Origin of the sequence: Actinoplanes sp. NPDC000266, assembly GCF_042899005.1 — a bacterium.
GTDB lineage: Bacteria > Actinomycetota > Actinomycetes > Mycobacteriales > Micromonosporaceae > Actinoplanes.
Window position 1 is genome coordinate 226,836 of the sequence record NZ_JBIAZI010000004.1, and the last position, 12,931, is coordinate 239,766.

Sequence of the window (12,931 nt, forward strand, 5' to 3'; positions counted from 1 at the left end):
TTCCCTGATGACCCGGCCGAACCCGAAGAAAGAATCAGACGGTCAGGAGCGCGTGCACTGTACGGGGGCTGAGCCGCTCCCGGCCCTTCAGGAAGCCCAGCTCCATCAGCACGGTGAAGCCGGCGACCGTGCCACCGGCCCGCTCGACCAGCTCCAGCGCCGCGGTGGCCGTGCCACCGGTGGCGAGCACGTCGTCGACCACCAGGACGCGCTGTCCGGCGATGAAAGCGTCCTCGTGCACCTCGAGGGTGGCTTCGCCGTATTCGAGCTCGTACGAGGCCGACAGGGTCTTGCGCGGCAGCTTCCCCGCCTTGCGTACCGGCACCACGCCGGTGCCGGTCGCGTACGCGATGGCGGCGGCCACGACAAACCCGCGGGCCTCGACCCCGGCCACGACGTCGAAGCTGTCGTCGCCGTAGTGGGCGATGATCCCGTCGATCACCTGACGGAACGCCGGCCCGTCCGCGAACAGCGGCATGAGGTCCTTGAAGACGACGCCCGGCTTGGGAAAGTCGGGTACGTCGACGGTGCCGCTCTCGACGATGGCGGCCAGGTCGGTGTGCTGGTCTGTCACGGGCGCAAGCCTTTCACAACGAAAAGGGCGGCCCGATCGGGCCGCCCTTTTCGCTACGGAACGCTTCAGCGGCGCTTGCCGCCGGGCCGGTTGCCCGGTCCGCGGTTCGTGTTCGAACCGGTGCTGCGCTTGGCCGTGGGCCGGGCGCCCGGCCGCGGGGCCGAGGACGCCAGGGCCGGGGCCTCGTCCGACTCGGCCATGTTCGACTGGCGGCCGACGCGCTCGCCGCGGGCCACGTCGCCGGACTTGCCCTGCGCCCGACGGGCCAGGACCCGGGCGGTGTGCGCCTTGATCTTCGGCTCGCGGTCCTTGAACGCGGTCAGCAGCGGCGCCGCGAACATGATCGAGGCGAGGACGCCGAAGCCCATGCCCACGAACAGCACCAGGCCGAGGTCCTTGAGCGTGCCCGCGCCGAGCAGGCCGGCGCCGATGAACAGCAGGCCGCCGACGGGCAGCAGGGCCACCAGACCGGTGTTGATCGAGCGCATCAGGGTCTGGTTGACCGCCAGGTTGGCCGCCTCGTTGTAGGTGCGGATGCTGCTCGCGGTGATACCGCGGGTGTTCTCCTGCACCTTGTCGAAGACGACCACCACGTCGTACAGCGAATAACCCAGAATCGTCAGGAAGCCGACCACCGTCGAGGGCGTCACCTCGAAGCCGACCAGCGAGTACACGCCGGCCGTGAAGATCAGGTCGAGCAACAGCGAGGAGACGGCCGCCGCCGCCATGCGCCACTCGAACCGGATGATCAGATAGATCATGACGACGATCAGGAAGATGATCAGACCGAGCAGCGCCTGCCGGGTCACCTGCCCGCCCCAGGCCGCGGAGACCTGGTCGTCACTGACCTTGGTGGGGTCGAGCTTGAGGTCGGTCACCAGCGCGGTCTTGGCCTGTTCGGCCTGGGCCGCGGTGAGCGTGGAGGCCCGGACCGTGTAGGTGTCGCCACCGCCGCCGGTGCTGCCGAGCGTCTGCGAGGAGACGACCTCGGCCGCCGGGTCGACCGACTTGATGGCGCGCTCGACCGCGTCGGACACCTCGTCCTGGCTGTACGTCGTGCTGCCGTTGGTGGCCGGAACGCTGAACGACGTGCCGCCGGCGAACTCGATGCCCAGGTGGAAGCCGCGGATCGCGATGCTGCCGATGGAGATCAGCACGAGCGCGGCCGCGATGATGAACCACAGCTTCCGGCGGCCGATGATGTTGACATTCGCCTCGCCCGCGTAGAGCCGGGCGGCAAGACCTTGGCTGGCCATGTCAGGCCTCCTTGACGTCGGTCGGAGCGCGGCGCAGCACGCGGCCGAGACCACTCACGCGCGGCGAGAGGAACGCCTTGGTGCTGGCGAACATCGTCATGATCGGGTGACGGAAGAGGAACACCACGAGCAGGTCGAGCACCGTCGAGATGCCGAGCGCGAAGGCGAAGCCCTGCACCGCGCCGACCGAGACGATGTACAGCACCACGGCGGCCAGGATCGTGATCGTGTTGGCCGAGATGATCGTACGCCGGGCGCGGGCCCAGGCCCGTGGCACCGCGCTGCGCGGGCTGCGGCCCTCGTGGATCTCGTCCTTCAACCGTTCGAAGTAGATGACGAACGAGTCGGCCGCGACACCCAGCGAGACGATGAATCCGGCGATGCCGGCCAGGGTCAGGGTGAAGCCGACCGTGCGGCCCAGGAAGACCAGGGCGCCGAAGGTGAGCAGACCCGAGAGCATCAGGCTCAGGAAGATGACCGAGCCGAGCAGGCGGTAGTAGAAGAACGCGTAGATCGCCACCAGGCCCATGCCGATCGCGGCCGCGATCAGACCGGCCTGCAGCTGCTGGGTGCCCAGGGTGGCCGAGACGGTCTGTGCCGGGCCCGAGGTGAAGGTGACCGGCAGCGCGCCGAAGTTCAGCTGGTCGGCGAGCTCCTTGGAGCTGCTCGCGTTGAACTGGCCGGTGATCTGCGAGGTGCCGGTGAGCACGCCCTGGATCTGCGGGGCCGAGATGACCGACTTGTCGAGGACGACGGCGACCGCGCAGTGCTCGATCGAGCCGTACATCGCCGTGGCGGCGGTGTAGCAGGGAGCGTCCGAGGTGGCCTCGAAGGCCTGCCGGGTCAGCGCGGCCCACTTGGTCGAGCCCTCGCTCTTGAAGTCGAGGGAGACGACCCACTGGCCGGTCTGCTGGTCGAGCTGCGGGCTGGCCTTGGAGATGTCGTCACCGACGACCTTGGCCTGGTCCATCAGGATCTTGCCGCCGTTGTAGCAGGCCACGACCTGCTGGCCCACCGTGTCGATGGCGCCGTTGGGGCGCGCGTCGAGCTGGGTGCAGCCGACGGTCGGCACGTACATCTGCATCTGCGGGGTGAGGACGTTGACCTCGTCGCCGCTGAGCTTCGCGAACGGCGCGTACTGCTTGCCGGCGTTCGGGTCGGTGCTGAGGTCGACCGGGGCGGTCAGCTTGCTCGCGGCGGCCCAGACGGTGGCGCCGACCTTCTTCTGGACCTCGGCCAGCAGGGCCTTCTCGTCGGCGGTGGCCGGCGGCGCCGCGGGGGCGCTCGCGCTCGCGCTCGGCGTCGGGGTCGGCGTCGGGGCCTTCACGACCTCGCCACCACCCTGGCCACCGGTCGGCGCGCTGCTCGACACCGCGGGGGCGCTGGCGGCGGTCGACGGCTTGGTCGTCGCCGACGGCTTGGCGCTGCCCGACGGGCTGGCCGCCGCGCTCGGCGCCGCCGTCGGCGGGTTCAGCGCCACCGTGGAGACGTCACCGGTCGCGCCGATCACCAGGCGGAACCGCATCTGCGCGGCCTGCGACAGGTCCTTGAGCTGGTCGTCGGCCTTGCCGGCGAGGGAGACCACGATGTTGCGGTCACCCTGGATGACCACCTCGGCCTCGGAGACGCCGAGCGCGTTCACCCGCTGGTCGATGATCTCGCGGGCCTGCTCCATGCTCTCCTTGGACGGCACCTGGCCGCCCTGGACGGAGGCGATGTAGGTGGCCTGCGTGCCACCGACCAGGTCGAGACCCAGTTTCGGGTGCAACCGGTCGGTGAAACTGCCACTCGCCCCGCCCGCGAAGAAGACCAGCAGATACAGAACGACGAAGATGAAGCCGAGCACGGCTAGCTGCCGTCCGGGATGCATCTGCCCCTGTGGTGGTCGTGCCACGGCTTTCGGTCTCCCTGTGTATTACGTTCCTGATGTCCGATTCTGGTGGCCGCGCGCGGCCTGACGGACCGGCCCATCTGGACCGGCCCGCCGGGGTGGAACTGTCAGTCCTTTTTACGCGTGTCGACGATCGGGTCGGCGACCGGCTCCTCGACGGCGGGCTCGACGGGCTCGGTCTCCTCGACCACGCCGGTCTCGGCGGGCGCGCCGGCCTGCGAGACGACGCGCGCGATGGCCGGCCGCGCGAACTGCACCTCGACACCGTCGGCGATCTCCAGGTGGACGACGTCGTCGTCGACCTGGACCACGGTGCCGTGCAGGCCACCGATCGTGACGATCCGGTCGCCCGGCCCCAGCGTGTTCTGCATCTGCTGAGCCTCACGGCGGCGCTTCTGCTGCGGCCGGATCATCAGGAAGTACATGACGGCGAAGAGGAGGACGATGAGAAGCAGCGGCGTGAAGCTGCCACCACCCGATGCCTCGGCTGCCTGAATCACCAAAAAAGCCTTCCGTAGGCCGCCGGCGACGCGCCCGTGCGCGTGACCGGGGCGATAAACACATCCCGGGTTGGAACGGCGGCGAGTCTAATCGGTCAACCTGGGAAGTCCGAATGCGGCACACATCACGTTCGCATTACGAGGAATTTTTCACGCATCCCGCGCGAACAAATCCCCTTGGACGACGCCCGACGGGGGCGTCTTTCCCAGATGCACCCAACCCGCCTCGGTGGCAACCCGGCCTCTCGGCGTACGCGCCAGAAGCCCGGCCCGCACGAGGAAAGGCTCGCACACCTCCTCAACGGTGTCAGACTGCTCGCCGACGGCCACCGCCAAGGTGGACAAACCGACCGGCCCGCCCCGGAAGGACTCGATGAGCGCACGCAGCACGGCCCGGTCCAGACGGTCCAGCCCCAGCTCATCCACGTCGTACACCTTGAGCGCGGCGCGGGCTGTGGACTCGGTCACGACGCCGTCGGCGCGCACCTCGGCGAAGTCCCGTACGCGCCGAAGGAGACGGTTTGCGATACGCGGCGTGCCCCGCGACCGGCCGGCGATCTCGGCCGCGCCCTCGTCGGTGATCGGCACACCGAGGATGCGGGCCGAGCGGTGCAGCAGGGCGTCCAGATCGGCCGGTGAGTAGAAGTCGAGGTGGGCGACGAAACCGAACCGGTCGCGCATCGGCCCGGACAGCAGACCGGCCCGGGTGGTCGCGCCGACCAGGGTGAACGGCTCGACGTCGAGCGGGATCGCGGTGGCACCCGGCCCCTTGCCGACCACGACGTCGACCCGGAAGTCCTCCATCGCGCTGTAGAGCAGCTCCTCGGCCGGCTTCGCGATGCGGTGGATCTCGTCGATGAACAGCACGTCACCGGGCGCGAGGCCGGTGAGGATCGCGGCCAGGTCACCGCTGCGCTCGATCACCGGCCCACTGGTCGTGCGGATGCTCGTGCCCAGCTCGGCCGCGACGATGTTGGCCAAGGTCGTCTTACCGAGGCCGGGCGGGCCCGACAGGAGAATGTGGTCGGGCGGGGCGCCGCGGCCCATGGCCCCCTTGAGCAGCAGGTCGAGCTGGTCGCGGACCCGGTGCTGGGCGATGAACTCGGCGAGCCGGCGCGGGCGGACGCTGGCCTCGGCGTCGAGGTCCTCGTCGCCCGCGTCGGCCGAGACGAGATCGCTCATCGGGTCTTGCCCAGCAGCCTGATCGCCTGGCGCAGCAGCTGCGGAACGGGCGGCACCTCACCGTCGATCGTCTCGGCCAGCGCGGCCACAGCCTGATCGGCCTGCGCGGCCGACCAGCCGAGCGCGAGCACGCCCTGGCGCACCTGCTCCTGCCAGGCTCCGTTCAGCATGCCCGCGGTGTCGCCGGCCATCGCCATCGGGCCGATCTTGTCGCGCAGCTCGAGCACCATGCGCTCGGCGCCCTTCTTGCCGATGCCCGGCACCCGGGTCAGGGTGGCCAGGTCGCCGCCGGCGAGGGCGCGGCGCACGGTCTCGGGCGAGTGCACGGCCAGCACGGCCTGGGCCAGCCGGGGCCCGACGCCGCTGGCCGTCTGAAGCAGCTCGAACAGGTGCTTCTCGTCGTCGTCGGCGAACCCGTACAGGGTCAGCGAGTCCTCCCGCACCACCATGCTGGCGGCGAGGCGCGCCTCGGCCCCGGTCCGGAGCCCGGCCAGGGTCCCCGGCGCGCACTGCAGCTGCAGGCCGACCCCGCCGACCTCGATGACGGCGCTGTCGGCCGCGATCGCGGCCACGACCCCCCGCACGCTGGCGATCATCCGCGGGTTCCCCCCTTGAGTGCCTGCCCGGCTTGGCGTTGCTGCCCGGCTTTGAGTTTCTGTGCCGCGGCCCGCTGGGCGGCCACCTTGGTGGCCGCGGCGGCGGCTGCCGCCTGGATGCGGGCGCGGGTGCCGCCGCGCCAGATGTGGCAGATGGCGATGGCGAGCGCGTCGGCGGCGTCGGCCGGCTTGGGCGGCGCGTCGAGGCTGAGCAGCCGGGTCACCATGGCGGTCATCTGCGCCTTTCCGGCCGTGCCGGACCCGGTGATGGCGGCCTTGACCTCACTGGGCGTGTAGGTCTCGACCGGCAGCCCGGCCCGCGCTCCCGAAAGGATGGCGACGCCGCTGGCCTGCGCCGTGCCCATCACGGTCCGCGCGTTGTGCTGCGAGAACACCCGCTCGACGGCCACGCTGTCGGGCTTGTGCTCGGCGACGAGCTCACCGAGCGACTGGTCGAGATGAAGCAGCCGCAGCGAGATGTCGTCGTCGGGCTCGGAGTAGACCACGTAGTAGGCGACGAGCTTGCACTGACGCCCCGGCACGCCCTCGACGACTCCGACTCCGCAGCGTGTGAGCCCCGGGTCGATGCCGAGCACGCGCACCATGGACCTCCCCTGCCTCACGTACGTGTGTTCGACACCCTAGTACGGCCCCCTCTTGCGCCCGGCAGCGACACGCCCCGACGATGGGCGGGAGGGGGTGAGCCCATGTATCTCGTGCCACCCATGGACGACGAGCCGCCACCCGACTACGTCACGTTCGTCGCCCTGCACGTCACCGACCTGCGCCGCGAGACCCATCGTCTGGTCGGCGGCGACCCCGAGGCCGCCCACCTCTACATGGACGTGCTGGCCGACGTGGCCTGCCACTGGCGCCGCCTGATCTGGCGCCGCCGCCTGCTGGGCCACCCGCACGCGGCCGCCGACTACATGACCCACCGCCTGGCGGCGAGAACAAAGCAGTGGCGTGACGAGCAGATCTACGAGGTAGACGTACGGGTGATGCCCCCACCCGCGTCCTACTACAGCCGCTCCGGCCCCACAGCGTCGCTGGCCTTGCGCAAGGCCGGCCTGCTCCCCGACACCCACCGCTCAGGCGTGGAGGCCACCGCCGACGCCGGCATAGCGTGGGTACAGGCGTACCGCCGCCAGCTATGGCACCGAGCCGGCCGCCTGATAGTCGGCGGCATCCTCCTGATAGCCGCAATGATCCAATTCATGACCTCGATCTCCACCGACTACTGACACGGGGCCGGCCCGCCAGGACCGACCCCATTGCCATCGATCACGGCCATTACCCTTTAGTTAGGCGCCGTCTTGATCGACCGCTGCCGCAGCTCGGGAACCACCTTCCCGATCGTCTCGAAGTCACGATCCTGGTGCAGCACGGTGATTCCGTCGGGCTCGATCACCGGAAGACACCTTCCCGCCACAGTCGCCTCCGCTTCGGCATACCGCTTGGCCTCCGCCGCCTTGAGCGTCTCCGCCAAAGCAGGCTCACTCGCCGGTAGACCTCAACCGTCACTTCCTCGGGGCCGCCTCCCGACATCCGGACGAGCCAGCACTCCGGGACGCCTCGCCGGGCATACCAACCCATCCGGCCTGCGCACTCCTCACCCTCGGCGACGACCTCGGCCACCAGACTGAAGGCCTCCCCCGGCAGCGACGTATAACCGTCCGGATCGCGCGGCAGGTGAGTGACGACGCCGGCGGCGGGTAGCCGCCAGTCCTCCGGCCGATCACTGTGAAGGCCGGGACGATGGAACGCCTCGAGGCCCGCGGCATACAGGGCGCTCACGAGCCGCCTCGTCAGCTCCTTCTCCCTGAAGGTCGTGAGCCGGAGGGCGACGACCTTCCCGTCGTGCATCTCATAGGGGGAATCCGGGCCCAGCCGATCGCCGTCGTCGATCATCGGAGCCTCCTGGAGACACAGAAGCGGGGCCGGTCGCTGATGCGACCCGGCCCCGCCAGACTACTAGGCGCGAGACTAGGCGTCGATGGCCGCCATGACCTCGTCGCTCACGTCGAAGTTGGCGAAGATGTTCTGGACGTCGTCGCAGTCCTCGAGCGCGTCGATCAGCTTGAAGACCTTGCGGGCGGCCTCCTCGTCGACCGGCACCGTCATCGTGGGGATCAGCGAGGACTCGGCCGAGTCGTACTCGATGCCGGCGTCGACCACCGCCGTGCGGACCGCGACCATGTCGGTGGGCTCGCTGACGACCTCGAAGGACTCGCCGAGGTCGTTGATCTCCTCGGCGCCCGCGTCGAGGACGGCCATCATGAGGTCGTCCTCGCTCAGGCCCGCCTTCGGGACGATCACGATGCCCTTGCGGTTGAACAGGTACGACACGCTGCCGGCGTCGGCGAACGTGCCGCCGTTGCGGGTCAGGGCCGTGCGCACCTCGGTCGCCGCGCGGTTGCGGTTGTCGGTCAGGCACTCGATGAGCAGCGCCACGCCGTTGGGGCCGTAGCCCTCGTACATGATCGTCTGCCAGTCGGCGCCGCCGGCCTCGAGGCCGGAGCCACGCTTGACCGCGTTGTCGATGTTGTTGTTGGGCACCGAGCTCTTCTTCGCCTTCTGGATGGCGTCGTAGAGCGTCGGGTTGCCCGCCGGGTCACCGCCGCCGGTGCGGGCCGCGACCTCGATGTTCTTGATGAGCTTGGCGAACATCTTGCCGCGCTTGGCGTCGATGACGGCCTTCTTGTGCTTGGTCGTCGCCCACTTGGAGTGGCCGGACATGCAAAACCTCCGTGGTGTCAGGCGGCCTGGCGGACCATCTCGACGAAGTACCGGTGGACGCGAAGATCGCCGGTGAGCTCCGGGTGGAAAGCCGTGGCGAGCAGGTTGCCCTGCCGAACGGCGACAATCCTACCGGCGGCGGGTCCGTCACTCACGCGGCCCAACACCCGCACGTCGTCGCCCACCTCCTCGACCCATGGCGCGCGGATGAAAACGGCGTGAAAATCGTCGCCGGCGATGTCGTCGATGGTCACCGGGGCCTCGAACGAGTCGACCTGCCGGCCGAACGCGTTGCGCCGCACGGTCATCTCGATGCCCTGGAAGGACTCCTGGTCGGGCCGTCCGTCGAGCACCGTGGCGGCCAGCATGATCATGCCGGCGCAGGAGCCGTAGACGGGCATGCCGTCGGCGATCCGCTTGCGGATCGGGTCGAGCAGGCCGAACGACACGGCCAGGTTGCTGATCGCGGTCGACTCGCCACCGGGGATGACCAGCGCCTCGACGTCGGCCAGCTCCTCGGGCCGCCGGACCGGCCGGGCCAGGACGTCGCTCTCGGCCAGCGCGGCCAGATGTTCGCGCACGTCGCCCTGCAGGGCCAGCACTCCGATGTTCACCGGGCAAGCTTAGGCTCGGTGCGTGTTCGCCCTGCGCCGGGTGCGCGACCACCTCGACCGGCATTCCGCCGATCAGATCAGGCTGAGCGATTTGTCGAGCTTGGCGGGCATGTCGCGCTTTCATTTGGTACGGGCATTTCGGGCCACGTACGGCATGACGCCCATCCACTATCTGTCCCGCCGCCGCATTGCTCACGCCCAGGGATCTGCTCCGCTACGCCAACCTGACCGTCACCGAGGTCTGCATGGCGGTGGGGTTCTCGTCGCTGGGCTCCTTCTCGTCCCGCTTCACCGAGCTGGTCGGCGAGAGCCCGGCCGCCTATCAGCGCCGCTGGGCCGGGGCAGCGCCCAAGATCCCCGGCTGTCACCTCTTCATGCGAGGCGTCATACCGCAATCGGGGAGAAGCGCGCCCGGCGGCGACGGGCATAACGTCGCCCCATGATTGAGAACATCTCGTTGACCACCGTCTACTGCCTCGACCAGGACAAGGCCCGCGACTTCTACGTCGAGCACCTCGGCTTCGAGCCGCGCGTCGACGCGCGGATGGGCGACCTGCGCTGGGTGACGATCGCCCACCCGGCCCAGCCCGAGCTCGAGGTCACGCTCATGGTCCCCGGCCCGCCGCTGTCGCCCGAGGCCGCCGATTTCGTGCGCAAGCAGCTCGAGTCGGGCCAGATGGGCGGCCTGGGCCTGCGGGTGAACGACTGCAAGAAGACGTACGAGGAACTCAGCGCCGCAGGCGTGGTCTTTCTTCAAGAGCCTTCGGAGCGCCCGTACGGGGTGGAGGCCGTCATGCGGGACAACACCGGCAACTGGCTGGTGCTCGTCGAGCCGCGCACCTGAGGGTTCTAACCGTTTCGCAACCGTCTCGCACTCGACGCGCACCCGGAACGCCCGAACAGCAGGGTATGACCGACACGATGATCGTGGAGCTGGGACTGCAGGCGATGACCATCGCGGCCAAGATGTGCGCGCCGACGCTGATCACCGCGCTGGTCGTCGGCTTCGCCATCTCGCTGTTCCAGTCGGTGACCCAGATCCAGGAGGCGACGCTCTCCTTCGTGCCGAAGGCGGCCGCCGTGGGCGCCGCCCTGCTGTTCTCGGGCAACTGGATGCTGCACGAGATGATCACGTACACCGAGCAGCTCTTCGCCCGGATCCCGCAGCTTCTCGCGTAGCAGCAGGCCACCTGGGGGTGGATTGGCCATCGTCTCCACCCCCGCCGATGCCTACTCTTCTCGGCACCGACATCCCTGCGTGAGGAGCCGATTCCCATGTCCGACAACAAGCCCGCCATCGGGACCGCCCGCGTCAAGCGCGGCATGGCCGAGATGCTCAAGGGCGGCGTGATCATGGACGTCGTCACGCCGGAGCAGGCGAAGATCGCCGAGGACGCCGGCGCGGTCGCGGTCATGGCCCTCGAGCGGGTGCCGGCCGACATCCGCGCCCAGGGCGGCGTCTCGCGCATGTCCAACCCCGACATGGTCGACGGCATCATCAACGCGGTCTCCATCCCGGTGATGGCCAAGGCCCGCATCGGCCACTTCGTCGAGGCGCAGATCCTGCAGTCGCTCGGCGTCGACTACATCGACGAGTCCGAGGTGCTGACCCCGGCCGACTACGCCAACCACATCGACAAGTGGAACTTCACGGCCCCGTTCGTCTGCGGCGCCACCAACCTGGGCGAGGCCCTGCGCCGCATCACCGAGGGCGCGGCCATGATCCGCTCGAAGGGCGAGGCCGGCACCGGCGACGTCTCGAACGCCACCACCCACATGCGCAAGATCCGCCAGGAGATCCGCCGCCTGCAGACCCTGCCCGAGGACGAGCTGTTCGTCGCGGCCAAGGAGCTCCAGGCGCCGTACGACCTGGTCAAAGAGGTCGCCGAACTGGGCAAGCTCCCGGTCGTGCTGTTCACCGCGGGCGGCATCGCGACCCCGGCCGACGCCGCCATGATGATGCAGCTGGGCGCCGAGGGCGTCTTCGTGGGCTCCGGCATCTTCAAGTCGGGCAACCCGGCCCAGCGGGCCGCCGCCATCGTCAAGGCCACCACGTTCCACGACGACCCGGACGTGCTGGCCAAGGTCTCCCGGGGCTTGGGCGAGGCCATGGTCGGCATCAACGTCGACGACGTCCCCGTCTCACACCGCCTGGCCGAGCGCGGCTGGTAAGCCCCTTCTTAGAGAGCCCCGGCTCCCTCTTTTCACAGAGGAGACCGGGGCTTCTCACGCTTCTTCAGAGGTACGAGGACACACCGCCCCACCAAACCGTGGCCGCTCCCGCCGCAGCGACGGCCTGGTTGCAACGCATTCTCCTCACCGGCCTACGGCCGGTTCGGCGGCAACCCCCACCCCGCCGCCCGGCCCTGATCCGCCCACCACCAGATCCACCCCCATCCCTCCCGCCAGATCCAGCCCCAACCCGCCCGCACCAGGTACGGCACTGAGCCGGCCCCGACCTGCCGCCCGTCGCCCTGTCGGCCCTGCCCTGCCGCCCCGCTCTGCCGGCCCCGTTCTGCCGGCCCTGCCCTGCCGGCCCTGCCCTGCCGGCCCTGCCCTGCCGGCCCTGCCCTGCCGCCCCTCGCCCTGCCGCCCCTCGCCCTGCCGCCCCGCCCCGCCGGCCCCGAACTCGGCTCCCGCCATCCCCGCCCGGTCCCCGCCAACTCAGACTCCACGCTTGGCACACGGAAACTCCGCTCCCAAATGCTGATAAATACGGATTAGTCGTCTGAGGTCGCGCTGACGGCCAACCTCGTAGGCAGCGTCACGGAGGGTGCCGTACTGGGCGAAGAGCCACTTGGCGGCCGCGAGGGAGGAGTGAACCGCCGGAATGCGCAGGCTGGGCGCTCCCGCGAGAAAGCGGGCCGAGCACTCCCAGGCGAAACGCGCCAAGCGCTCCCAGGCGAAACGTGCCAAGCGCTCCCAGCCGAAACGTGCCAAGCGCTCCCAGCCGAAACGTGCCAAGCGCTCCCAGCCGAAACGCGCCAAGAGCACCGGGCACACCCGCCGGTAAGGCCGGGCGCGGTGGTTCGGAGGGTCAGACCGCTTCGAGGGGAACCGGCGGGGCGGCCGGGGCCGGGACCACCGCGGCCGGGAGGGCCGGGTCCTCGATGTCGAAGTACTGGGGGCGGGGGTAACGGCGGGCCAGGCGCAGAGCCCGGACCAGCGGGCGGCGGCGGGCCGTCAAGGCGTCGCGGACCGTGTCCGTGTGGACCTGGCGGGCCAGGACCACTCGCCGGCTTGTGGCGGTCAGCGTGCGGCCGGCCGGGTCGGTGTCGTCGAGGCCGACCGCGTTCAGCTGGCGGGTCAGGTCGTTCTCGGCCGACTCGCGGTCGCCGGGGGCGGCGTCGAGGGCCAGCCGGGCGGCGGCGTAGAGCTCCACGTGGTCGCCGTGCTCGGCCACCACCGCGGCCGCGGCCGCTCGGCGCATCAGGTGGGCGTCCAGGGCCCTCTCGGCCGACTGGGCTCGGACGTGCACGCGCTCGACCCGGTGGGCGGTCCAGCCCAGATATGCCGTCAGCAGCGCCACCACCGCCACGACTGCCAGGACCCACCACATGGCGGGAATGGTAGTGCCCC

At 69.9% G+C, this 12,931-nt stretch carries 16 protein-coding genes and 1 pseudogene; 5 read left to right on the plus strand and 12 right to left on the minus strand.

The annotated features are described in order from the left end of the window. Nucleotides 1-34: 34 nt before the first annotated feature. The 7 genes and pseudogenes from ACFY36_RS17520 to ruvC all read right to left on the minus strand — a co-directional run. Nucleotides 35-574, minus strand: coding sequence for an adenine phosphoribosyltransferase (locus ACFY36_RS17520; RefSeq protein WP_499747007.1), 540 nt, complete (start codon nt 572-574; stop codon nt 35-37). Between the two features lie 65 nt (nt 575-639). Further along, complete coding sequence (gene secF, locus ACFY36_RS17525) at nt 640-1,830, minus strand: protein translocase subunit SecF (protein ID WP_499747008.1); 1,191 nt, start codon at nt 1,828-1,830, stop codon at nt 640-642. 1 nt (nt 1,831) lies between these two features. Beyond that, entirely contained in the window at nt 1,832-3,700 is a 1,869-nt protein-coding gene (gene secD, locus ACFY36_RS17530) for a protein translocase subunit SecD (protein WP_499747549.1), read from the minus strand. A 128-nt stretch (nt 3,701-3,828) separates the two neighbouring features. Further along, nucleotides 3,829-4,221 carry a preprotein translocase subunit YajC gene (yajC, locus tag ACFY36_RS17535; protein WP_499747009.1) on the minus strand — a complete coding sequence of 131 codons (393 nt, stop codon included), beginning with the start codon at nt 4,219-4,221 and terminating at the stop codon, nt 3,829-3,831. Between the two features lie 150 nt (nt 4,222-4,371). Beyond that, the gene (gene ruvB, locus ACFY36_RS17540; protein WP_499747010.1) at nt 4,372-5,403 is read right to left on the minus strand and encodes a Holliday junction branch migration DNA helicase RuvB; all 1,032 of its coding nucleotides are present in this window, start codon (nt 5,401-5,403) and stop codon (nt 4,372-4,374) included. After that, nucleotides 5,400-5,999, minus strand: a complete 600-nt coding sequence (gene ruvA, locus ACFY36_RS17545; protein ID WP_499747011.1) for a Holliday junction branch migration protein RuvA — start codon at nt 5,997-5,999, stop codon at nt 5,400-5,402. Before ruvA ends, ruvB begins: the two co-directional genes overlap by 4 nt. Before the next feature lie 95 nt (nt 6,000-6,094). Next, nucleotides 6,095-6,601: pseudogene (ruvC, locus tag ACFY36_RS17550) on the minus strand (crossover junction endodeoxyribonuclease RuvC); the annotation flags it as partial. A 105-nt stretch (nt 6,602-6,706) separates the two neighbouring features. Here ruvC and ACFY36_RS17555 point away from each other — a divergent pair. Next, nucleotides 6,707-7,243: a hypothetical protein gene (locus tag ACFY36_RS17555; protein WP_499747012.1), complete on the plus strand. Its 537-nt coding sequence runs from the start codon at nt 6,707-6,709 to the stop codon at nt 7,241-7,243. A 163-nt stretch (nt 7,244-7,406) separates the two neighbouring features. Here the strand turns inward: ACFY36_RS17555 and ACFY36_RS17560 are convergent, their stop codons facing one another. The 3 genes from ACFY36_RS17560 to pdxT all read right to left on the minus strand — a co-directional run bounded on the left by ACFY36_RS17560 (nt 7,407) and on the right by pdxT (nt 9,352). Further along, the gene (locus ACFY36_RS17560) at nt 7,407-7,910 is read right to left on the minus strand and encodes a Uma2 family endonuclease (RefSeq protein WP_499747013.1); all 504 of its coding nucleotides are present in this window, start codon (nt 7,908-7,910) and stop codon (nt 7,407-7,409) included. Nucleotides 7,911-7,985: 75 nt separating this feature from the next. Continuing rightward, the gene (locus ACFY36_RS17565) at nt 7,986-8,738 is read right to left on the minus strand and encodes a YebC/PmpR family DNA-binding transcriptional regulator (RefSeq protein ID WP_499747014.1); all 753 of its coding nucleotides are present in this window, start codon (nt 8,736-8,738) and stop codon (nt 7,986-7,988) included. A 17-nt stretch (nt 8,739-8,755) separates the two neighbouring features. Further along, the gene (pdxT, locus tag ACFY36_RS17570) at nt 8,756-9,352 is read right to left on the minus strand and encodes a pyridoxal 5'-phosphate synthase glutaminase subunit PdxT (RefSeq protein WP_499747015.1); all 597 of its coding nucleotides are present in this window, start codon (nt 9,350-9,352) and stop codon (nt 8,756-8,758) included. A gap of 188 nt (nt 9,353-9,540) precedes the next feature. Here pdxT and ACFY36_RS17575 point away from each other — a divergent pair, with 188 nt between their 5' ends. From ACFY36_RS17575 to pdxS, 4 genes are all read left to right on the plus strand, one after another. Beyond that, complete coding sequence (locus ACFY36_RS17575; protein WP_499747016.1) at nt 9,541-9,795, plus strand: helix-turn-helix domain-containing protein; 255 nt, start codon at nt 9,541-9,543, stop codon at nt 9,793-9,795. Further along, the gene (locus ACFY36_RS17580; RefSeq protein WP_499747017.1) at nt 9,792-10,196 is read left to right on the plus strand and encodes a VOC family protein; all 405 of its coding nucleotides are present in this window, start codon (nt 9,792-9,794) and stop codon (nt 10,194-10,196) included. The genes ACFY36_RS17575 and ACFY36_RS17580 overlap by 4 nt, the downstream gene beginning before the upstream one ends. Before the next feature lie 65 nt (nt 10,197-10,261). Further along, nucleotides 10,262-10,531 (plus strand): flagellar biosynthesis protein FliQ, encoded by a 270-nt coding sequence (gene fliQ, locus ACFY36_RS17585; protein WP_097324397.1) that lies wholly within the window; start codon nt 10,262-10,264, stop codon nt 10,529-10,531. A gap of 96 nt (nt 10,532-10,627) precedes the next feature. Beyond that, complete coding sequence (gene pdxS, locus ACFY36_RS17590) at nt 10,628-11,524, plus strand: pyridoxal 5'-phosphate synthase lyase subunit PdxS (RefSeq protein WP_499747018.1); 897 nt, start codon at nt 10,628-10,630, stop codon at nt 11,522-11,524. A 492-nt stretch (nt 11,525-12,016) separates the two neighbouring features. On the opposite strand, the gene ACFY36_RS17595 is transcribed toward pdxS, so the two are convergent. Beyond that, a complete protein-coding gene (locus ACFY36_RS17595; protein ID WP_499747019.1) occupies nt 12,017-12,346 on the minus strand; it encodes a hypothetical protein in 330 nt (109 codons plus the stop codon). A 43-nt stretch (nt 12,347-12,389) separates the two neighbouring features. Further along, nucleotides 12,390-12,920, minus strand: a complete 531-nt coding sequence (locus ACFY36_RS17600) for a hypothetical protein (protein ID WP_499747550.1) — start codon at nt 12,918-12,920, stop codon at nt 12,390-12,392. Nucleotides 12,921-12,931 lie beyond the last annotated feature (11 nt).